Below are 22,423 nucleotides of genomic sequence, written 5' to 3'. Positions count from 1 at the left end.
GGATCTGTTGACCCTAGCAACTTAACTGACCGTCAAATACATGAGTCGCCGGACCCGTCATATAAAGCGGTTTTCCCGGTCCCTGCCAACGAATTTTCAGGTCACCACCTGGCAGATGAACTTTCACTTCGTTGTCCAGCAGCTCCTGCAGGATACCAACGGCAACGGCACCACAAGCGCCACTTCCGCATGCTTGAGTTTCGCCAGCACCGCGCTCATAAACACGAAGGTTAATTTCATTGCGAGAGATGACCTGCATAAAGCCGGCATTCACTCGCTCAGGGAAACGTTCATGAGATTCAAGTAATGGGCCTAAGGTATCAACGTCCGCCATTTCTGTATCATCAACCACAGTGACTACGTGCGGATTCCCCATGCTGACGGCACCACAGAATAAGGTCTTGTCTTCGGCACGCAGAATATAAGTCTTCTCTTTCTGCTTGGCTTTAAACGGGATTTTTGAAGGTTCGAATACAGGCTCACCCATATTGACGGTCACCTGATCCCCTTCTTCAATATTCAGCACCATTTTACCTTTCTTGGTGCTAACGCTAATGGCGTGCTTGTTGGTCAGCCCTTTCATTCGGACAAAGCGTGCAAAACAACGAGCGCCGTTGCCACACTGCTCCACTTCGCTACCATCCGCATTAAAGATGCGATAGTGGAAGTCTGTTTCCGGATCATAAGGGGCTTCAACCACCAGCAGTTGATCGAACCCGATTCCGGTATGACGATCCGCCAGGCGGCGGATCAAATCCGGAGAAAAAAACACATTTTGGGTAATGCAATCCACGACCATAAAGTCGTTACCCAATCCGTGCATCTTAGAAAAATGAAAGTGCATGTGTATCAACTTACTCCGGTAACACTTGTTCCAATTCCCACAAACTGCTCAGCTCTTCACGCTTACGCACTAAATGGCTTTGCTTGCCGTCCACCATGATTTCAGCGGCACGCGTACGGGAATTATAGTTCGATGACATCACGAACCCGTAGGCACCAGCACTGCGAACTGCCAACAAGTCACCTTGCTCAAGAACCAAGGCACGATCTTTACCCAGGAAGTCGCCCGTTTCACAGATAGGTCCCACCAAATCATAGTTCGTTGGCTCACCTTCACGTGGGGTGACTGGCACGATGTCTTGCCATGCCTGATAAAGCGCCGGGCGCATCAGATCATTCATCGCCGCATCAATGATGGCAAAGTTTTTATGTTCTGTATGCTTAAGGAATTCAACCTGAGTCAGAAGAATACCTGCGTTTGCCGCAATGGCACGACCAGGCTCAAAAATCAGCTCCAGATCGGAATGGTTGTCCAAACGCGCTAGCAGCGCCTTAGCATAGTCAGATGGCTGCGGTGGCAATTCATCTTTGTAAACCACACCCAAACCACCACCTACATCTAGGTGGTCAATTTCAATACCTTCAGCTTTAAGTTGGTCAATCAATCCAAGCAAACGGTCAACGGCATCGATAAATGGTTCGATGTCAGTCAGCTGAGAACCGATGTGGCAGTCGATACCATGAATATCCAGGTGCTCCAGGCTTTGTGCGAATTTGTAGACGCGCAGTGCCTGATCGAATGCGATACCGAATTTGTTCTCGAGTAGACCAGTAGAAATATAAGGGTGAGTTTTGGCATCCACATCTGGGTTGATGCGCAGGGAAATCGGTGCTTTTACGTTAAGCTCTTTCGCCACCTGGTTGAGTAGCTCAAGCTCTGGCTCAGACTCCACATTGAAGCATTTGATCTTCAGTTCAAGAGCTCGGCGCATTTCTGAAGCAGTTTTTCCCACACCAGAGAACACAATCTTAGCTGGATCGCCACCAGCTGCCAGCACACGTTCTAACTCGCCCTGGGATACAATATCAAAGCCCGAACCCAATCTTGCTAAAACGTTTAGCACACCAATGTTGGAATTGGCTTTTACCGCATAACACACCAGGTGAGGGTGCTCGCCGACGGATTTATCAAACGCGTTCCAATGACGTTCCAGCGTTGCACGAGAGTAAACGTAAAGTGGCGTGCCGTATTGCTCTGCCAGTTCAGTTAGTGCGACATCTTCAGCCCAAAGCTGACCATCATCCTGATAATTAAAGTAATCCAATGTAGTATCCCTGTTTCTTACTGTTGCGTTTGTTCGTTTTGCTCGGAGTCACTTGGCAGATAGAGTGACCCTGTTTGCCCGCACCCGGCCAAGCCAAGTACCGCAAACATAAAAAGTGCCATGATTGACTTTTTCATACTGCAATTCGTGATTAATAACTCAATGCCCCCTATAATCGCACCACACTCAGGAAAAGCAATAGGATATAAGGGATGAACGATACTGAATTTCATCAATTAGTGGATGAGCAGCTACAAATAATAGAAGAAGCCATCGATGATTCCGGTGCGGACATCGATTATGAAACATCCGGCAATGTCATGACCCTTGAATTTGAGGATCGCTCGCAAATCATCATCAACCGTCAGGAACCCATGCACGAAATCTGGCTGGCGTCGAAATCGGGTGGTTTTCACTTCAAACTACAAGGCGATGAGTGGATCTGTTCAAAAACAGGTGTTGAACTGATCACCATGGTGAAAGAAGAGTGCGAAAAGCACGCCCAAGAATCGATTGATTGGGAATAAGTCTGCTTTATAAAAGCAAAAAGGAGCGCTAGGCGCTCCTTTTTAGTTTGAGTTGATTTCAGGCATTCACCGCGTTATTTGAACGACTCTGAGAAGAGGAATCGCTTCGATATGGCACAACATAAGTCTCACCATCTTCTGGATTGATGATTTGGTAGTACTGAGGCAAATTGAAATTGATGAACTTAGAGCTGATCTCTAATTCGTCCTGATTCGACGTATAGAAGCGGTTCACGTTGCTGATCATCTCGTCTTTATCACCGCTGAACTGATGATATACCTCTACGCGGTTAGCTTCGTCCAACACATAGATATTGAACCCTTGCTCGGTGTCTTCGAAGAAGAACTGGATCAGACCTTCGCTGGCAAAGCTGTCGACTACAGCAGGAAGCTGATAATCCTGCTCCTTATCCAGCATCATCAACGGTGAACCTTTCAGCTTGTTGGTGGAGATACTGCGGTAAAAATCCACCGAGTTTTCCAGTTTCTGAACGGATACTCCGCGGCGCTCGAAGAACAGACCATATACCTGCTCACCAATTCGAATGGCTTTAAAGCGGCGGCGTTTTTCCTGCTCAACAGGCTTGAGACGTAGCTCAATGCATTCAGCCAATAGCTGATAAACCATATTGCGCATCACACCACGAAGGTTTTTGCTATAGCAGAACACGTCCACAGACTCTGGTGGTAACGCGTCCTGGTGCATTTTTCCAAGTACCGTTTTCAGAGCGTCCAGCATGGCTGTTTCGCCCGTAAAATGCAGCGTTCTCACTTCGTGCCATGAATTGCGGTATACCAGATCAACGCTGCCGACTAAGCTGCGGTGTTCTTCACCAAAACTGAAAATGTCGATGTTCTTCAAATCAACTTTGAGTGACTTGCCTTTAAGTTCACTGGTCGGGTCATTTTCAAAGTTGATGAACATTGCAAGCTGGCTGATTTCACACGGGCTCGCCAGCGCTTCCATTGTCGGACGGCGCTTATGTAGTGAAAAAGTATTACGCAGGTCACTGACCATCTGATAGAACTTGTCGATATCCAGCTCAGCTTCACGCACCACAGAATGCAAGCGGGTAGATTCGGTAATCAAGCCATTGAAAAATGACCAGGCCACAAGCTTACTGAGGTATTCATTGTGCTCCAGATGTTTCTGACCAATGATTGCGTGCGGATCAAGTGGCTGCTTATACAGATACCAGCCTAACTTATTGGTTCGACCCGGAGAGACCTGAATGAAACTTAAGTCCGATTCGTGCAAGTCTGGAGAAATCTGAGGATTCAGCAAAGTGACTTTGCCCGGTAATACCTCAAATGCGGCGTAAAGCTTTCGAGCAAGAATACTGATGTCTTGCGGACTGATCGCCGAGGTAATGTCATTGCGGCGAGCAAACTGAATTAAGTTACGGTAGCTGGTCATCAGAGCGTCAAGCAGCTCGTGATGCACTACTTTCACCTGTTCGACTTTCCAGTTCCGACGATCATCCAGCTCTTCAATCACACTGTCTGACCATTGCCACTTCTTCACCATGTCACCCAGAGCTTCACGACGCCATGCTACTGAACCAACACCCGGTTCGCGAGAAAGCTTTTCATGAGTTTTCAGGTAGAAACAGCGGCGAACTAAGTCCAGACGCCTGTGGTCATCCACTCGCTCCAGATAACGCGTCACTTTTTCCAGCATCAGATAATACGCGTCCATCCCGTAGAGATCGGGCTCATGCGAGAAGAAACGACGCTTGGAATCAATGCAAAGGAGTCGAGTTGCTGGGTATTCCCATGAATAGGCTTCAAGCAAAATGGCTTTCAAGACGGACTTATACGGAGAGTCGATGCTCTTATAAAGTTGCCATAGGTTGGAACCGAAATACTCTTCGGCAGGAATTCGGTCAAGCTGACCAAAATCGATCCACTCATCGCGGTTGATGTCACCGTTGTCGACGAGTTGTTTTACGTAGTCGTCGTACGCTTCTTCCATCTCTGGCGGCACAACCTGCCAGAGCAAGCGCTGCCCCGCCAGGCGAACTGCCGAGCGGTAAAATTCATCTAAAAGCAGTAAATGCTGCGAGGAACCACAGTTGTCCCCGGTCATTTCTTCAGAACGATTACTTCTAAATCGTTCTTCATCCATTAAGAAGAAGTTGGCTTCCACCCCTAAGTTCTTCGCCCAGTCAGTAATCAGCAAACATTTGTTGGTCAGGCTTTCTCTTTCTGCCTTTGGCATGGATGGAGATACACAAACCCACACATCTAAATCACTGGAAGTGCTTTGACCGATAGACGATGTACTTCCCATGGTGTACAGAGCAAGAATCCCTGGATTTTCGGCAGTCTGTAAAGATTCTCCTAATGTCAGTTCCGTATCATCAACAAACTGTTGTTGAGTCACGTTAAGAGAGAAATTCGTAATGCCGAATGGAACGTTGCTTTCGAGATAACCTGGAATGGATGGATGATTGAAATGCAGAAGTGCAGGCAGTAAATGGAATACGCGTTGACTTTGCGTATCCATCAGAGCAAGGGCTCGATCAATACGCTGTTGATTCAACAAATCCAATCTGTGAACAAGTGTTTCGGTAAATGCCTGCAAGGGGGTGATTCCTTGAATTCTTGGTTAAATTGATGTTTTTGCTCAAAGTGTATTCACAATCGCCACAAAAACGTGATCAATTTAACACTTTCCTTCTCAAGGGTAAAGAATAAGCGTATATCTTAAACATCAGCTTTCATCTTCTTCCTGCATCTTGCCCTGCCGCACTAAGTGTCATCCCTTCTGCCCTATAGTAATAATAGACCGAATAACATTTGAGATATTGATCACATATTTTTTTCTTAATATCGAGATTAGAGGTCGCGCCCTATGCTGCTGTGATGAAACAGTAATACTTTACTGAATGGAGTGGTAGGATTAGCGCATCCGATTGACCTATATGGAAACACTATGTCAGAAAGAGCTCCCATTCGAATCGCAACCAGAAAAAGCCCACTTGCCCTTTGGCAGGCAAACTTTGTTAAGGATGCACTGAAAGCAGCACACCCCGGTTTAAACGTTGAGCTGGTAACAATGGTGACGAAGGGAGACATCATTTTAGACACCCCACTAGCCAAAGTGGGTGGAAAAGGATTATTTGTAAAAGAGCTGGAAGTCGCCATGCTGGAAGGCAGAGCCGATCTGGCGGTACATTCTATGAAAGATGTTCCTGTCGATTTCCCCGAAGGTCTTGGTCTTGTCACTATTTGCGAGCGAGAAGATCCACGAGATGCATTTGTTTCGAATACTTACGCCAATATTGACGACCTTCCTCAAGGTGCAATCGTCGGTACGTGTAGCCTGAGACGCCAATGCCAGCTAAAAGAATATCGCCCGGATCTGCAGATAAAAGAACTGCGAGGCAATGTGGGCACGCGCTTAGGCAAACTGGATGCGGGCGAGTACGACGCCATCATATTGGCTGCCGCTGGCTTAAAACGCCTTGAACTTGAAGAGCGCATTCAAAGCTTTATCGAACCTGAACAGTCTTTACCTGCCGTCGGCCAGGGCGCAGTTGGCATTGAATGCAGACTGGATGACGAAGAGCTTATCAAGCTGCTTGAACCATTGAACCACAAAGCGACCGCTGACAGAGTGAGCGCAGAAAGAGCGATGAACCTGACGTTGGAAGGTGGGTGTCAGGTGCCTATTGGCAGTTACTCACTCATTGAAGACGGAAAAATCTGGTTGCGTGCATTAGTGGGTGAGCCTGATGGTTCAAAAATTGTACGCGGGGAAATTAAGGGACCTGTCGATAAAGCCAGTGAGTTAGGTGTTACTCTCGCGCATCAACTGCTTGATGATGGCGCCAAAGAGATTCTAGAACGCTTATATCAGGATCACGAATAGGCGACTATGGCAGTTCTCGTCACCCGACCTGGTCAAGATGGCATCGAACTATGCGAGGCGCTGACTTCGCTACATATAGATGCCATCCACCATCCATTGATTAAACTACAACCCACCCAAGACCACCACCCCCTGCTCGAAAAGCTACAAACCGCAGATATCATTATTGCGGTAAGCCAGCATGCTGTTCATTACGCGCACCAAATTCTTTCTCAACATCATTTAAGTTGGCCAGAAGGTAAGCTTTACCTTGCCGTTGGTCAAAAAACTGCGTACAAATTAGGCAAAGTAGCGCAACAAAAAGTACACTATCCGACAACCAGCGATAGCGAACACCTTCTGCAATTACCTCAAATACAAAGCGTTTCTCAATGCTCCATCATTATTTTGAGAGGGAATGGCGGTCGAGAACTGATCTATCAGTCGCTACTCGAAAGGGATGCCAAAGTTGAATACGTCGAAGTTTATCGACGTTCACCTCTCCCTTTCGATCCAGAACAGGTTATTCAGCATTGGCGCAGCCGCAATATTGATACCTTAGTTCTGACAAGTGGTGAACAACTCCAATATTTGGATAGTTCACTCAGTGAAATGCAAAGAAATTGGCTGCAAACTTTAAGCCTTCTAGTGCCAAGCCAGCGAATAGCGACAATCGCCAGGGAACTGGGATACAAAAATATCGTCAACATAGGCAGCGCGGCAAATTCGGACTTGTTGAATGCAATCAGCAAGAAACAAACAGGACAAGAGCATGGTAAGTAAAAAGAACAACAAAGAGCACATTGAACCTGAAGAAACAAAAGAGGAAGTGACGGAATCCAAAGAACCCATCACTGAACCTGAGGAAGAAGTGGTAACTTCCAAGCCTGAAGAGCCAGAACAAGAGCCTGTTGAGTTTGAAGAGAAACAAGGCAAGCGTGGCGTTAAACTGGGCACCATTGCCATTATTCTTGCATTGATATTTGGCGGCGGACTCACTTACCTTATCCAGCAGAAGTCTCACCAGCACGAACAGCAAATTGCCCAGTTAAAAGCGCAGCTGACTTCCACTCAGACAAATCTGTCGCAAGAGATGGAAACCACCAAAAATGAAGTAGCAGCGCAGAGCCGCGACGTCTATAACCGCACTCAGGTGGAACTGGAACAGCAGCAGAAAAGTATCGAAAGCCTACAACTGGCACTGGCAGACGTAAAAGGTCGCCGACCAAACGACTGGCTGTTGGCTGAATCGGATTACTTAGTGAAACTGGCCGGTCGTAAACTATTCCTGGAGCACGATATTGTCAGTGCGACAACCCTGATGGAAAATGCCGATCAAAGGATTGCAGCACTGAATGATCCAAGTCTGGTACCTTTACGCCGCGCCTTAGCGAACGACATCACTCTGCTACGCTCATTACCCTTGATTGATCGTGATGGGTTAATTCTGGCACTGACCAGTCTTCAGCTTCAGGTCGATGAACTGCCACTTGCGAATGCCATTCTCCCTGAAGCCCCTGTTGTCGAGACAAAGGAAGTATCTGAAGACATTAACGACTGGCAACAAAACCTTCAAACATCATTGAAAGAGTTTTCAGAGCACTTCATCACCTTCCGTACTCGTGATGGAAACGTGATTCCCCTTCTCTCACCTGAGCAGCATTTCTACCTTCGAGAGAACATCAAAGCGAAGATCGAAACCGCAATGAAAGGGGTGTATACGGAACAGGGTGAAATTTTCTCTACGTCTCTGAAAGTCGCGCATGAATGGTCTACTCAATTCTTCAACCTTGATAACCCAGCAGTGCAAAGGTTTAACCAGCGCCTAGAAACACTTGGTAAGCAAAACATCCAAGTCAATTACCCAGTGAAACTTGAGACCCAAGAGTTATTGTCTGACGTCATTGCTGATCGTTTACGCCGTGAAATGACAACCATCATCACGGAGGAAACCAAATGATTCGATTGATTTTCCTCTTTATCGTGCTGGGTGTTGGGCTGTATGCCGGTACTCAGTTCTCAGGGCAACAGGGTTACGTCCTCATTTCGATCGCAGACAAAACCATTGAAATGAGCGTGACGACACTAGTCATATTTGTCGTTGCCCTGCTGGCTGCACTGTTTGGTATTGAGTACCTGATTAAGAAAGTGCTGTATACCAGCAGTGCGACCTGGAACTGGTTCAGTGTGCGCAAAATGAAACGCGCACGTCGATACACCAACGAAGGAATCATTAAACTTCTGGAAGGTGACTGGAAAGGTGCGGAAAAGAAAGTGACACGCTGGGCAAATCATCACGATATGCCAATACTTTGCTATTTAGTCGCTTCCGAAGCCGCCCAGGGTTTAGGAGACAAGAGCAAGCGTGACCACTACCTGGAGCTGGCATCTAAGCAAGAAAACTCAGATCTGGCGGTTGAGTTAACACGTTCTAAGCAACAAATCAGCGACGGTCAATATGAACTCGCACTTGATACTCTTCATGACCTTAAAAGAAAGTACGCAACGAACCCCGTCATTACGGAACTGCTCAAAGTGGTTTATAGCAAATTATCACTTTGGGACAGCCTGATTGAGTTACTGCCGCAACTGAAGAAAGCCAAACAGATCGATCAGCAAGAGTTTGACGAGCTTACGCAAAAAGCGCAGTGCGGTTTATTGGCGGATGTCGCTCAACAAAAAGGGAGCGAAGGGCTATTGGCTTATTGGAATACTCTTCCGCGTAAAGCCCGCCAGAATGATGTTTTACTGTATTGCCTACTTGAGCAGCTCATTGAGCGTAAAGCAGATTCGCAAGCATACATTATCGTTCGAGATCATTTGAAGAAGCACTCAGATGACAAGCTCTATGCACTGATTGCAGAAATGAACTTGCCAGACTTACATCCAGCTGTCGTACTGCTACAGGGAGTGCTTCAAAAGGATGGTGAAAACGCGGTAGTGCACAGCACTCTAGCGCAACTGCTGATGCGTCAGGAGAACTGGTCTGAAGCACAACACCACTTTGAGCAGGCTCTGAAGCTTCGTCAGGACATTTCCGACTATGCTTACCTTGCGGATGTGTTGGAGAAACAACAGCTCACTCAAGCGGCTGGAGACGTTTCTCGTAAAGCCTTGTCCTTGATGGACAATAAGCCGCAATAACTAATCGTCCCCCTTCTACAAAGCCAGTGTTCAACCACTGGCTTTTTTATTACCTCACGCAAATCCCTTCCAGTAACAAGTAACCACTTCTAACCGTTTCTGTTCAACACGATTCTATTCTGTAGCCCTGCTGATCTTATATCGATACTTCACAAAGTAACTTGGGTTCAATTCATTGGGTTCGAAACTGCACTAAAGAGATCATTTGACACTCTTTAGTAAAGTAGTTCCAAAGTAGATTACTAATAGGTTCTCAGGAAAAAACTTTCTCGTGATACGTTGCTAAGGTCTTACAGTAATACAAAGTGGTTGCATGGGCATAAGATGGGGTTACACATTTTCTTGTAGATAAATGCTTTTAAACGAAGAGCAACACGAGCTTTCCAATGGATTTGAGATTGTTGTTCAAAAGAAATAGCGGAGGCTAGAAAGGCATGCGAACGGGCGCGCATTCTAACGTAGCTCATTTACCCATACCCATTGGGTAAGCAAAACTGACAGATAAGAAAAAGCCCTAGCATTGCTGCTAGGGCTTCGTCTGAATAAATGGCGGAGTGGACGGGACTCGAACCCGCGACCCCCGGCGTGACAGGCCGGTATTCTAACCAACTGAACTACCACTCCGCAGTGGAATACCCGCTTATCAAAAGCAGATGTTCAAATGTAAAGCCTGGCGATGTCCTACTCTCACATGGGGAAGCCCCACACTACCATCGGCGCTATTGCGTTTCACTTCTGAGTTCGGCATGGAATCAGGTGGGTCCACAACGCTATGGTCGCCAAGCAAATTCTTAATTCGGAAAGCTGTTTTTTTTAATTCTGATTCTTACACATTCAATGTTCTTATCTGAGTCCATCAAAACCCCTTGGGTGTTGTATGGTTAAGCCTCACGGGCAATTAGTACAGGTTAGCTCAACGCCTCACAACGCTTACACACCCTGCCTATCAACGTTCTGGTCTCGAACAACCCTTTAGGATACTTAAAGTATCAGGGAAGACTCATCTCAGGGCTCGCTTCCCGCTTAGATGCTTTCAGCGGTTATCGATTCCGAACTTAGCTACCGGGCAATGCCATTGGCATGACAACCCGAACACCAGAGGTTCGTCCACTCCGGTCCTCTCGTACTAGGAGCAGCCCCCTTCAATCTTCCAACGCCCACGGCAGATAGGGACCGAACTGTCTCACGACGTTCTAAACCCAGCTCGCGTACCACTTTAAATGGCGAACAGCCATACCCTTGGGACCGACTTCAGCCCCAGGATGTGATGAGCCGACATCGAGGTGCCAAACACCGCCGTCGATATGAACTCTTGGGCGGTATCAGCCTGTTATCCCCGGAGTACCTTTTATCCGTTGAGCGATGGCCCTTCCATTCAGAACCACCGGATCACTATGACCTGCTTTCGCACCTGCTCGAATTGTCATTCTCGCAGTCAAGCGGGCTTATGCCATTGCACTAACCACACGATGTCCAACCGTGTTTAGCCCACCTTCGTGCTCCTCCGTTACTCTTTGGGAGGAGACCGCCCCAGTCAAACTACCCACCAGGCACTGTCCTCACTCCCGATAAGGGAGCCAAGTTAGAACATCAAAGCTACAAGGGTGGTATTTCAAGGACGGCTCCACGCAATCTGGCGACTGCGTTTCAAAGCCTCCCACCTATCCTACACATGTAGGTTCAATGTTCAGTGCCAAGCTGTAGTAAAGGTTCACGGGGTCTTTCCGTCTAGCCGCGGGTACACTGCATCTTCACAGCGATTTCAATTTCACTGAGTCTCGGGTGGAGACAGCGTGGCCATCATTACGCCATTCGTGCAGGTCGGAACTTACCCGACAAGGAATTTCGCTACCTTAGGACCGTTATAGTTACGGCCGCCGTTTACCGGGGCTTCGATCAAGAGCTTCGTCCGAAGACTAACCCCATCAATTAACCTTCCGGCACCGGGCAGGCGTCACACCGTATACGTCATCTTACGATTTTGCACAGTGCTGTGTTTTTAATAAACAGTTGCAGCCACCTGGTATCTGCGACTCTCGTCAGCTCCATCCGCAAGGGACTTCACCGATAAGAGCGTACCTTCTCCCGAAGTTACGGTACCATTTTGCCTAGTTCCTTCACCCGAGTTCTCTCAAGCGCCTTGGTATTCTCTACCCGACCACCTGTGTCGGTTTGGGGTACGATTCCTTACAATCTGAAGCTTAGAGGCTTTTCCTGGAAGCATGGCATCAATGACTTCATCACCGTAGTGACTCGACATCGTGTCTCAGCCTTAAAGAGAGCCGGATTTACCTAACTCTCAAGCCTACGCACTTGAACCTGGACAACCGTCGCCAGGCCCACCTAGCCTTCTCCGTCCCCCCATCGCAATTGTAAGAAGTACGGGAATATTAACCCGTTTCCCATCGACTACGCTTTTCAGCCTCGCCTTAGGGGTCGACTTACCCTGCCCCGATTAACGTTGGACAGGAACCCTTGGTCTTCCGGCGAGGGAGTTTTTCACTCCCTTTATCGTTACTCATGTCAGCATTCGCACTTCTGATACCTCCAGCAGCCCTTACAGACCACCTTCAACGGCTTACAGAACGCTCCCCTACCCCGCATACAAAGTATGCAGCCGCAGCTTCGGTGTATTGCTTAGCCCCGTTACATCTTCCGCGCAGGCCGACTCGACCAGTGAGCTATTACGCTTTCTTTAAATGATGGCTGCTTCTAAGCCAACATCCTGGCTGTCTGAGCCTTCCCACATCGTTTCCCACTTAGCAATACTTTGGGACCTTAGCTGGCGGTCTGGGTTGTTTCCCTCTCCACGACGGACGTTAGCACCCGCCGTGTGTCTCCCGGATAGTACTTACTGGTATTCGGAGTTTGCAAAGGGTTGGTAAGTCGGGATGACCCCCTAGCCTTAACAGTGCTCTACCCCCAGTAGTATTCGTCCGAGGCGCTACCTAAATAGCTTTCGGGGAGAACCAGCTATCTCCAGGTTTGATTGGCCTTTCACCCCTAGCCACAAGTCATCCGCTAATTTTTCAACATTAGTCGGTTCGGTCCTCCAGTTGATGTTACTCAACCTTCAACCTGCCCATGGCTAGATCACCTGGTTTCGGGTCTATATCCAGAGACTGAGCGCCCAGTTAAGACTCGGTTTCCCTACGGCTCCCCTAGATGGTTAACCTTGCCACTGAATATAAGTCGCTGACCCATTATACAAAAGGTACGCAGTCACCCCGAAGGGCTCCTACTGCTTGTACGTACACGGTTTCAGGTTCTATTTCACTCCCCTCACAGGGGTTCTTTTCGCCTTTCCCTCACGGTACTGGTTCACTATCGGTCAGTCAGTAGTATTTAGCCTTGGAGGATGGTCCCCCCATATTCAGACAGGATATCACGTGTCCCGCCTTACTCGATTTCACTTTAAATCCGCTGTCGGTTACGGGGCTATCACCCTGTATCGCGCTCCTTTCCAGAAGCTTCACCTGACGCATAAAAAGCTTAAGGGCTAATCCAATTTCGCTCGCCGCTACTTTCGGAATCTCGGTTGATTTCTCTTCCTTCGGGTACTTAGATGTTTCAGTTCCCCGAGTTCGCTTCACTGAGCTATGTATTCACTCAGCAATACTTACTTATGTAAGTGGGTTTCCCCATTCGGAAATCCCAGACTCAAATGACTCTTACTGTCTTATCTGGGCTTATCGCAAGTTAGTACGTCCTTCATCGCCTCTGACTGCCAAGGCATCCACCGTGTACGCTTAGTCACTTAACCATACAACCCCAAGAGGTTTCTGTATGTTCAAACAACCAAGGTTTGTGTCTCTCATTATTGAATGAGCGAGAGACATTCGATTTTGCCGGACTCAAATATAAACATCCTATGGATGTTTCCAAGAACACTTGAATGTGTGTTGGTACCTAAAACACAGTTTTAGGATTTGAGAACTTTTAATTGAATAACAACGCTTATCCGAAGATAAGGGGATTGTTGCTATTCGTCAGCTTTCCAAATTGTTAAAGAGCAAATTACTTCCTAAGAAGCACATTTTCTAAAGACTTTCAGCTACGCTGCATAGGCGTCAAAAATTCCAACCACATACGTTTTAATGAAGTGGTTTGGAAAGATTATCCAAAAATACTTAGAGAATGGTGGGCGATACCGGGCTCGAACCAGTGACCCCCTGCTTGTAAGGCAGGTGCTCTCCCAACTGAGCTAATCGCCCACATATGTTTTGATTTCCTGTGGCAGGAAATGGTGGGTCGTGCAGGATTCGAACCTGCGACCAATTGATTAAAAGTCAACTGCTCTACCAACTGAGCTAACGACCCAATGGTATCCCGTAGGGGAGTCGAACCCCTGTTACCGCCGTGAAAGGGCGGTGTCCTAGGCCTCTAGACGAACGGGACACTAGTTGTGAGTGTTTGGGAACACTCTGCTCTCTTACGTTATAAACCGTACCAATCTGTGTGAACACTCATCGCAATAATCATCGTATAAGGAGGTGATCCAGCCCCAGGTTCCCCTAGGGCTACCTTGTTACGACTTCACCCCAGTCATGAACCACAAAGTGGCAAGCGTCCTCCCGAAGGTTAAACTACCTGCTTCTTTTGCAGCCCACTCCCATGGTGTGACGGGCGGTGTGTACAAGGCCCGGGAACGTATTCACCGTGGCATTCTGATCCACGATTACTAGCGATTCCGACTTCATGGAGTCGAGTTGCAGACTCCAATCCGGACTACGACGCACTTTTTGGGATTCGCTCACTCTCGCAAGTTGGCCGCCCTCTGTATGCGCCATTGTAGCACGTGTGTAGCCCTACTCGTAAGGGCCATGATGACTTGACGTCGTCCCCACCTTCCTCCGGTTTATCACCGGCAGTCTCCCTGGAGTTCCCACCCGAAGTGCTGGCAAACAAGGATAAGGGTTGCGCTCGTTGCGGGACTTAACCCAACATTTCACAACACGAGCTGACGACAGCCATGCAGCACCTGTCTCATAGTTCCCGAAGGCACCAAAGCATCTCTGCTAAGTTCTATGGATGTCAAGAGTAGGTAAGGTTCTTCGCGTTGCATCGAATTAAACCACATGCTCCACCGCTTGTGCGGGCCCCCGTCAATTCATTTGAGTTTTAATCTTGCGACCGTACTCCCCAGGCGGTCTACTTAACGCGTTAGCTCCGAAAGCCACGGCTCAAGGCCACAACCTCCAAGTAGACATCGTTTACGGCGTGGACTACCAGGGTATCTAATCCTGTTTGCTCCCCACGCTTTCGCATCTGAGTGTCAGTATCTGTCCAGGGGGCCGCCTTCGCCACCGGTATTCCTTCAGATCTCTACGCATTTCACCGCTACACCTGAAATTCTACCCCCCTCTACAGTACTCTAGCCTGCCAGTTTCAAATGCAGTTCCGAGGTTGAGCCCCGGGCTTTCACATCTGACTTAACAAACCACCTGCATGCGCTTTACGCCCAGTAATTCCGATTAACGCTCGCACCCTCCGTATTACCGCGGCTGCTGGCACGGAGTTAGCCGGTGCTTCTTCTGCAGCTAACGTCAAAATGTGCATCTATTAAATACACACCCTTCCTCACTGCTGAAAGTGCTTTACAACCCGAAGGCCTTCTTCACACACGCGGCATGGCTGCATCAGGCTTGCGCCCATTGTGCAATATTCCCCACTGCTGCCTCCCGTAGGAGTCTGGACCGTGTCTCAGTTCCAGTGTGGCTGATCATCCTCTCAGACCAGCTAGGGATCGTCGCCTTGGTGAGCCTTTACCTCACCAACTAGCTAATCCCACCTGGGCATATCCTGACGCGAGAGGCCCGAAGGTCCCCCTCTTTGAGCCGAAGCTATTATGCGGTATTAGCCATCGTTTCCAATGGTTATCCCCCACATCAGGGCAATTTCCCAGGCATTACTCACCCGTCCGCCGCTCGACGCCATTATCGTTCCCCGAAGGGTCAGACAACTCGTTTCCGCTCGACTTGCATGTGTTAGGCCTGCCGCCAGCGTTCAATCTGAGCCATGATCAAACTCTTCAATTTAAGATTTGGTCGGCTCAATGAATACTGATTACATTACATAGTAATGTTGAATTGACTGTGCCGGTATTGCTACCGATTGGTCACTCAGTTCATTGAAACCTAATTTGAAACCAAAGTTTCTAATTGGATTATCATCAACGAGTGCCCACACAGATTGATAGGTCTATATTGTTAAAGAGCTTTGCTTTCAGTGCGTTAGCACTTAGGCAGGACGCGTATAATACGCGATTGACTCTGTAAGTCAACATAAAATTCTAAACTTTTGTTTAAAACCTTATGGTGACTGAACTCTGTCGAGTTCAATCAGAATCAAAACCTGGCGATGTCCTACTCTCACATGGGGAAGCCCCACACTACCATCGGCGCTATTGCGTTTCACTTCTGAGTTCGGCATGGAATCAGGTGGGTCCACAACGCTATGGTCGCCAAGCAAATTCTTTAATTCGGAAAGCTGTTTTTTTAAGTTCTAGTTCTTACACATTCAATGTTCTTATCTGAGTCCATCAAAACCCCTTGGGTGTTGTATGGTTAAGCCTCACGGGCAATTAGTACAGGTTAGCTCAACGCCTCACAACGCTTACACACCCTGCCTATCAACGTTCTGGTCTCGAACAACCCTTTAGGATACTTAAAGTATCAGGGAAGACTCATCTCAGGGCTCGCTTCCCGCTTAGATGCTTTCAGCGGTTATCGATTCCGAACTTAGCTACCGGGCAATGCCATTGGCATGACAACCCGAACACCAGAGGTTCGTCCACTCCGGTCCTCTCGTACTAGGAGCAGCCCCCTTCAATCTTCCAACGCCCACGGCAGATAGGGACCGAACTGTCTCACGACGTTCTAAACCCAGCTCGCGTACCACTTTAAATGGCGAACAGCCATACCCTTGGGACCGACTTCAGCCCCAGGATGTGATGAGCCGACATCGAGGTGCCAAACACCGCCGTCGATATGAACTCTTGGGCGGTATCAGCCTGTTATCCCCGGAGTACCTTTTATCCGTTGAGCGATGGCCCTTCCATTCAGAACCACCGGATCACTATGACCTGCTTTCGCACCTGCTCGAATTGTCATTCTCGCAGTCAAGCGGGCTTATGCCATTGCACTAACCACACGATGTCCAACCGTGTTTAGCCCACCTTCGTGCTCCTCCGTTACTCTTTGGGAGGAGACCGCCCCAGTCAAACTACCCACCAGGCACTGTCCTCACTCCCGATAAGGGAGCCAAGTTAGAACATCAAAGCTACAAGGGTGGTATTTCAAGGACGGCTCCACGCAATCTGGCGACTGCGTTTCAAAGCCTCCCACCTATCCTACACATGTAGGTTCAATGTTCAGTGCCAAGCTGTAGTAAAGGTTCACGGGGTCTTTCCGTCTAGCCGCGGGTACACTGCATCTTCACAGCGATTTCAATTTCACTGAGTCTCGGGTGGAGACAGCGTGGCCATCATTACGCCATTCGTGCAGGTCGGAACTTACCCGACAAGGAATTTCGCTACCTTAGGACCGTTATAGTTACGGCCGCCGTTTACCGGGGCTTCGATCAAGAGCTTCGTCCGAAGACTAACCCCATCAATTAACCTTCCGGCACCGGGCAGGCGTCACACCGTATACGTCATCTTACGATTTTGCACAGTGCTGTGTTTTTAATAAACAGTTGCAGCCACCTGGTATCTGCGACTCTCGTCAGCTCCATCCGCAAGGGACTTCACCGATAAGAGCGTACCTTCTCCCGAAGTTACGGTACCATTTTGCCTAGTTCCTTCACCCGAGTTCTCTCAAGCGCCTTGGTATTCTCTACCCGACCACCTGTGTCGGTTTGGGGTACGATTCCTTACAATCTGAAGCTTAGAGGCTTTTCCTGGAAGCATGGCATCAATGACTTCATCACCGTAGTGACTCGACATCGTGTCTCAGCCTTAAAGAGAGCCGGATTTACCTAACTCTCAAGCCTACGCACTTGAACCTGGACAACCGTCGCCAGGCCCACCTAGCCTTCTCCGTCCCCCCATCGCAATTGTAAGAAGTACGGGAATATTAACCCGTTTCCCATCGACTACGCTTTTCAGCCTCGCCTTAGGGGTCGACTTACCCTGCCCCGATTAACGTTGGACAGGAACCCTTGGTCTTCCGGCGAGGGAGTTTTTCACTCCCTTTATCGTTACTCATGTCAGCATTCGCACTTCTGATACCTCCAGCAGCCCTTACGAACCACCTTCAACGGCTTACAGAACGCTCCCCTACCCCGCATACAAAGTATGCAGCCGCAGCTTCGGTGTATTGCTTAGCCCCGTTACATCTTCCGCGCAGGCCGACTCGACCAGTGAGCTATTACGCTTTCTTTAAATGATGGCTGCTTCTAAGCCAACATCCTGGCTGTCTGAGCCTTCCCACATCGTTTCCCACTTAGCAATACTTTGGGACCTTAGCTGGCGGTCTGGGTTGTTTCCCTCTCCACGACGGACGTTAGCACCCGCCGTGTGTCTCCCGGATAGTACTTACTGGTATTCGGAGTTTGCAAAGGGTTGGTAAGTCGGGATGACCCCCTAGCCTTAACAGTGCTCTACCCCCAGTAGTATTCGTCCGAGGCGCTACCTAAATAGCTTTCGGGGAGAACCAGCTATCTCCAGGTTTGATTGGCCTTTCACCCCTAGCCACAAGTCATCCGCTAATTTTTCAACATTAGTCGGTTCGGTCCTCCAGTTGATGTTACTCAACCTTCAACCTGCCCATGGCTAGATCACCTGGTTTCGGGTCTATATCCAGAGACTGAGCGCCCAGTTAAGACTCGGTTTCCCTACGGCTCCCCTAGATGGTTAACCTTGCCACTGAATATAAGTCGCTGACCCATTATACAAAAGGTACGCAGTCACCCCGAAGGGCTCCTACTGCTTGTACGTACACGGTTTCAGGTTCTATTTCACTCCCCTCACAGGGGTTCTTTTCGCCTTTCCCTCACGGTACTGGTTCACTATCGGTCAGTCAGTAGTATTTAGCCTTGGAGGATGGTCCCCCCATATTCAGACAGGATATCACGTGTCCCGCCTTACTCGATTTCACTTTAAATCCGCTGTCGGTTACGGGGCTATCACCCTGTATCGCGCTCCTTTCCAGAAGCTTCACCTGACGCATAAAAAGCTTAAGGGCTAATCCAATTTCGCTCGCCGCTACTTTCGGAATCTCGGTTGATTTCTCTTCCTTCGGGTACTTAGATGTTTCAGTTCCCCGAGTTCGCTTCACTGAGCTATGTATTCACTCAGCAATACTTACTTATGTAAGTGGGTTTCCCCATTCGGAAATCCCAGACTCAAATGACTCTTACTGTCTTATCTGGGCTTATCGCAAGTTAGTACGTCCTTCATCGCCTCTGACTGCCAAGGCATCCACCGTGTACGCTTAGTCACTTAACCATACAACCCCAAGAGGTTTCTGTATGTTCAAACAACCAAGGTTTGTGTCTCTCATTATTGAATGAGCGAGAGACATTCGATTTTGCCGGACTCAAATATAAACATCACAAGGATGTTTCCAAGAACACTTGAATGTGTGTTGGTACCTAATTCATAGAATTAGGATTTGAGAACTTTTAATTGAATAACAACGCTTATCCGTAGATAAGGGGATTGTTGTTATTCGTCAGCTTTCCAAATTGTTAAAGAGCATGATTCGTTAAGAACCATTTTTAAATATTCTGTATCAAGAAAATACTTAAAGATGGTGGAGCTAAGCAGGATCGAACTGCTGACCTCCTGCGTGCAAGGCAGGCGCTCTCCCAGCTGAGCTATAGCCCCATAAAGATCCAATGTCTGACCCGCTATCTTTGGGAAGATAGTGGTGGGTCTGAGTGGACTTGAACCACCGACCTCCCGCTTATCAGGCGAGCGCTCTAACCAGCTGAGCTACAGACCCAACATTGCTCTTAACGTTATAAACCGTATCAATCTGTGTGAACACTCATCGCGACTTATTCGTCTTCACTTTAAAAAGTAAAAACAAACTATCCGTATCGTATAAGGAGGTGATCCAGCCCCAGGTTCCCCTAGGGCTACCTTGTTACGACTTCACCCCAGTCATGAACCACAAAGTGGCAAGCGTCCTCCCGAAGGTTAAACTACCTGCTTCTTTTGCAGCCCACTCCCATGGTGTGACGGGCGGTGTGTACAAGGCCCGGGAACGTATTCACCGTGGCATTCTGATCCACGATTACTAGCGATTCCGACTTCATGGAGTCGAGTTGCAGACTCCAATCCGGACTACGACGCACTTTTTGGGATTCGCTCACTCTCGCAAGTTGGCCGCCCTCTGTATGCGCCATTGTAGCACGTGTGTAGCCCTACTCGTAAGGGCCATGATGACTTGACGTCGTCCCCACCTTCCTCCGGTTTATCACCGGCAGTCTCCCTGGAGTTCCCACCCGAAGTGCTGGCAAACAAGGATAAGGGTTGCGCTCGTTGCGGGACTTAACCCAACATTTCACAACACGAGCTGACGACAGCCATGCAGCACCTGTCTCATAGTTCCCGAAGGCACCAAAGCATCTCTGCTAAGTTCTATGGATGTCAAGAGTAGGTAAGGTTCTTCGCGTTGCATCGAATTAAACCACATGCTCCACCGCTTGTGCGGGCCCCCGTCAATTCATTTGAGTTTTAATCTTGCGACCGTACTCCCCAGGCGGTCTACTTAACGCGTTAGCTCCGAAAGCCACGGCTCAAGGCCACAACCTCCAAGTAGACATCGTTTACGGCGTGGACTACCAGGGTATCTAATCCTGTTTGCTCCCCACGCTTTCGCATCTGAGTGTCAGTATCTGTCCAGGGGGCCGCCTTCGCCACCGGTATTCCTTCAGATCTCTACGCATTTCACCGCTACACCTGAAATTCTACCCCCCTCTACAGTACTCTAGCCTGCCAGTTTCAAATGCAGTTCCGAGGTTGAGCCCCGGGCTTTCACATCTGACTTAACAAACCACCTGCATGCGCTTTACGCCCAGTAATTCCGATTAACGCTCGCACCCTCCGTATTACCGCGGCTGCTGGCACGGAGTTAGCCGGTGCTTCTTCTGCAGCTAACGTCAAAATGCGCATCTATTAAATACACACCCTTCCTCACTGCTGAAAGTGCTTTACAACCCGAAGGCCTTCTTCACACACGCGGCATGGCTGCATCAGGCTTGCGCCCATTGTGCAATATTCCCCACTGCTGCCTCCCGTAGGAGTCTGGACCGTGTCTCAGTTCCAGTGTGGCTGATCATCCTCTCAGACCAGCTAGGGATCGTCGCCTTGGTGAGCCTTTACCTCACCAACTAGCTAATCCCACCTGGGCATATCCTGACGCGAGAGGCCCGAAGGTCCCCCTCTTTGAGCCGAAGCTGTTATGCGGTATTAGCCATCGTTTCCAATGGTTATCCCCCACATCAGGGCAATTTCCCAGGCATTACTCACCCGTCCGCCGCTCGACGCCGTTGTCGTTCCCCGAAGGGTCAGACAACTCGTTTCCGCTCGACTTGCATGTGTTAGGCCTGCCGCCAGCGTTCAATCTGAGCCATGATCAAACTCTTCAATTTAAGATTTTGGTCGGCTCAATGAATACTGATTACATTACATAGTAATGTTTGAATTGACTGTGCCGGTATTGCTACCGATTGGTCACTCAGTTCATTGAAACCTAAATTGATACCGAAGTATCTATTTGGATTATCATCAACGAGTGCCCACACAGATTGATAGGTCTATATTGTTAAAGAACTTGGCTTTTCGAGAAGTTTTTCTCTCAAAGCGGAGGTGCATTCTAGCGAGATAATTTGAAGAGTCAAACACTTTTTCAAATTTATTTTCTCAGAAGTTTTTCACCTCTCTGATTCAGCTGAAGCCTTGTGGCGTCTGCCGTGTCAGTGAGGCGGCATTATAGAGACACGAATCACATTGGCAAGCCTTTTTTGAGAAAAAATTCAAAAAAGTGCCTTTTCGATGAATATTCAATCAAAAACAAAAAAAGAGGGTTAAAAAACCCTCTTTTCTTTCTATTTATCTTCAGTATTTAGATAAATGCGTAGGCGTCAGCGTACATCTGATCTCGGTTGGCTTGCTTAGATTGCGTGAATTGCTCTCTTGCCGCACCTGCCATTTCAAATCGACCTGCTATATAGATGTCGACGTTTTCCAGACTTTCAAAATCTGCTTCCACGGCTTGGAGTACGTTTCCGACTTTACCCGCCCAGTTTTCTGGTGCTTCCTCTACTACTGGTACGAATGTGATATTACCGTGCGCGTTTGCGATTTCATGCAACTCTTCTTTTGCATATAGCTGGCATTCGTCTTTTGCTCCCCAATATAGGTGGATCGCGTTTGACAAATTTTGACTTACGCAGTGGTCCAAAATAGAGCGTACGTAACTGAAGCCTGTGCCACCAGCGATTAATAGCAGCGGGTTTTGGCTTTCTTCACGAACCCAAGCATCACCATGTGGTGCATCGATGGCAATATCGCCACCCTCTTCTAACGCTTTTTTCATGGCTTCAACCACTTCGCTTGCGTAGGCGTTGTGCTCCGCAGCTCCGATATGAAGCTCTAGTTCACCTTCGTGACGGCAAGGGCTGCTTGCAATAGAAAATGGACGTTTGTCTTTTTCACCCATTTCAACCAACAGGTATTGACCTGCTTTAAAGCTGACTGGTGTTTCTGGGTGCAATAGAATTTGGTATGTGTTGCACGCCAAAGACTCAATGGACTTTACTTGGCACTTAATTGTCAT

The 22,423-nt window shown here is 48.4% G+C and carries 10 protein-coding genes, 6 tRNA genes and 6 rRNA genes; 5 read left to right on the top strand and 17 right to left on the bottom strand.

Features of this window, described 5'->3' with window-relative positions:
• Nucleotides 1–13: 13 nt before the first annotated feature.
• The 3 genes from dapF to lptM are packed head-to-tail and all read right to left on the bottom strand — an operon-like array spanning nt 14 to nt 2,245.
• The gene (dapF, locus tag INR79_RS00510; protein ID WP_223095513.1) at nt 14–844 is read right to left on the bottom strand and encodes a diaminopimelate epimerase; all 831 of its coding nucleotides are present in this window, start codon (nt 842–844) and stop codon (nt 14–16) included.
• A gap of 10 nt (nt 845–854) precedes the next feature.
• Entirely contained in the window at nt 855–2,108 is a 1,254-nt protein-coding gene (lysA, locus tag INR79_RS00505) for a diaminopimelate decarboxylase (protein WP_223095512.1), read from the bottom strand.
• A gap of 17 nt (nt 2,109–2,125) precedes the next feature.
• On the bottom strand, nt 2,126–2,245 hold the full coding sequence (gene lptM, locus INR79_RS28245; RefSeq protein WP_022609491.1) for an LPS translocon maturation chaperone LptM: 120 nt from the start codon (nt 2,243–2,245) through the stop codon (nt 2,126–2,128).
• A 75-nt stretch (nt 2,246–2,320) separates the two neighbouring features.
• Here lptM and cyaY point away from each other — a divergent pair, with 75 nt between their 5' ends.
• Nucleotides 2,321–2,635: an iron donor protein CyaY gene (gene cyaY / locus INR79_RS00495; RefSeq protein ID WP_004408827.1), complete on the top strand. Its 315-nt coding sequence runs from the start codon at nt 2,321–2,323 to the stop codon at nt 2,633–2,635.
• Nucleotides 2,636–2,693: 58 nt separating this feature from the next.
• Here the strand turns inward: cyaY and INR79_RS00490 are convergent, their stop codons facing one another.
• Entirely contained in the window at nt 2,694–5,222 is a 2,529-nt protein-coding gene (locus INR79_RS00490; protein ID WP_022552106.1) for a class I adenylate cyclase, read from the bottom strand.
• Between the two features lie 351 nt (nt 5,223–5,573).
• On the opposite strand from INR79_RS00490, the gene hemC reads away from it, so the two are divergent.
• Genes hemC through INR79_RS00470 form a run of 4 tightly spaced genes read left to right on the top strand, consistent with a single transcriptional unit; the run spans nt 5,574 to nt 9,635 of the window.
• Entirely contained in the window at nt 5,574–6,512 is a 939-nt protein-coding gene (gene hemC, locus INR79_RS00485; protein WP_223095511.1) for a hydroxymethylbilane synthase, read from the top strand.
• A gap of 6 nt (nt 6,513–6,518) precedes the next feature.
• Entirely contained in the window at nt 6,519–7,274 is a 756-nt protein-coding gene (locus tag INR79_RS00480; RefSeq protein ID WP_223095510.1) for a uroporphyrinogen-III synthase, read from the top strand.
• A complete protein-coding gene (locus INR79_RS00475) occupies nt 7,264–8,451 on the top strand; it encodes a uroporphyrinogen-III C-methyltransferase (RefSeq protein WP_022552109.1) in 1,188 nt (395 codons plus the stop codon). The genes INR79_RS00480 and INR79_RS00475 overlap by 11 nt, the downstream gene beginning before the upstream one ends.
• A complete protein-coding gene (locus tag INR79_RS00470) occupies nt 8,448–9,635 on the top strand; it encodes a heme biosynthesis protein HemY (RefSeq protein WP_223095509.1) in 1,188 nt (395 codons plus the stop codon). The genes INR79_RS00475 and INR79_RS00470 overlap by 4 nt, the downstream gene beginning before the upstream one ends.
• Before the next feature lie 547 nt (nt 9,636–10,182).
• Here the strand turns inward: INR79_RS00470 and INR79_RS00465 are convergent.
• From INR79_RS00465 to fre, 13 genes are all read right to left on the bottom strand, one after another.
• A tRNA-Asp gene (locus tag INR79_RS00465) sits at nt 10,183–10,259 on the bottom strand.
• A 44-nt stretch (nt 10,260–10,303) separates the two neighbouring features.
• Nucleotides 10,304–10,419: ribosomal RNA gene (gene rrf / locus INR79_RS00460) — 5S ribosomal RNA — on the bottom strand.
• 93 nt (nt 10,420–10,512) lie between these two features.
• Nucleotides 10,513–13,398 (bottom strand): 23S ribosomal RNA (locus INR79_RS00455).
• 375 nt (nt 13,399–13,773) lie between these two features.
• Nucleotides 13,774–13,849 (bottom strand) — tRNA-Val (locus INR79_RS00450).
• Between the two features lie 30 nt (nt 13,850–13,879).
• Nucleotides 13,880–13,955: transfer RNA gene (locus tag INR79_RS00445), tRNA-Lys, on the bottom strand.
• A 2-nt stretch (nt 13,956–13,957) separates the two neighbouring features.
• Nucleotides 13,958–14,033: transfer RNA gene (locus INR79_RS00440), tRNA-Glu, on the bottom strand.
• 88 nt (nt 14,034–14,121) lie between these two features.
• Nucleotides 14,122–15,673, bottom strand: a 16S ribosomal RNA gene (locus INR79_RS00435).
• Between the two features lie 314 nt (nt 15,674–15,987).
• Nucleotides 15,988–16,103 (bottom strand): 5S ribosomal RNA (rrf, locus tag INR79_RS00430).
• A gap of 94 nt (nt 16,104–16,197) precedes the next feature.
• Nucleotides 16,198–19,083 (bottom strand): 23S ribosomal RNA (locus tag INR79_RS00425).
• Between the two features lie 305 nt (nt 19,084–19,388).
• Nucleotides 19,389–19,464 (bottom strand) — tRNA-Ala (locus INR79_RS00420).
• A 41-nt stretch (nt 19,465–19,505) separates the two neighbouring features.
• Nucleotides 19,506–19,582 (bottom strand) — tRNA-Ile (locus INR79_RS00415).
• 102 nt (nt 19,583–19,684) lie between these two features.
• Nucleotides 19,685–21,236: ribosomal RNA gene (locus INR79_RS00410) — 16S ribosomal RNA — on the bottom strand.
• The 16S, 23S and 5S rRNA genes sit together here with 6 tRNA genes alongside, the layout of an rRNA operon.
• Nucleotides 21,237–21,709: 473 nt before the next feature.
• Nucleotides 21,710–22,423 (bottom strand): NAD(P)H-flavin reductase, encoded by a 714-nt coding sequence (gene fre / locus INR79_RS00405; protein ID WP_223095508.1) that lies wholly within the window; start codon nt 22,421–22,423, stop codon nt 21,710–21,712.

It is taken from the genome of Vibrio sp. SCSIO 43132, assembly GCF_019904195.1.
Lineage (GTDB): Bacteria > Pseudomonadota > Gammaproteobacteria > Enterobacterales > Vibrionaceae > Vibrio > Vibrio nigripulchritudo.
Note: the sequence above shows the minus strand (reverse complement) of the source record. Positions and strands in the feature narration are given on the sequence as shown.

Coding starts and splice junctions, on each gene's coding strand:
- lptM (WP_022609491.1), bottom strand. CDS start 2,245: ATGAAAAAGTCAATCATGGCACTTTTTATGTTTGCGGTACTTGGCTTG.
- INR79_RS00480 (WP_223095510.1), top strand. CDS start 6,519: ATGGCAGTTCTCGTCACCCGACCTGGTCAAGATGGCATCGAACTATGC.
- cyaY (WP_004408827.1), top strand. CDS start 2,321: ATGAACGATACTGAATTTCATCAATTAGTGGATGAGCAGCTACAAATA.
- hemC (WP_223095511.1), top strand. CDS start 5,574: ATGTCAGAAAGAGCTCCCATTCGAATCGCAACCAGAAAAAGCCCACTT.
- INR79_RS00470 (WP_223095509.1), top strand. CDS start 8,448: ATGATTCGATTGATTTTCCTCTTTATCGTGCTGGGTGTTGGGCTGTAT.
- fre (WP_223095508.1), bottom strand. CDS start 22,423: ATGACAATTAAGTGCCAAGTAAAGTCCATTGAGTCTTTGGCGTGCAAC.
- dapF (WP_223095513.1), bottom strand. CDS start 844: ATGCACTTTCATTTTTCTAAGATGCACGGATTGGGTAACGACTTTATG.
- INR79_RS00475 (WP_022552109.1), top strand. CDS start 7,264: ATGGTAAGTAAAAAGAACAACAAAGAGCACATTGAACCTGAAGAAACA.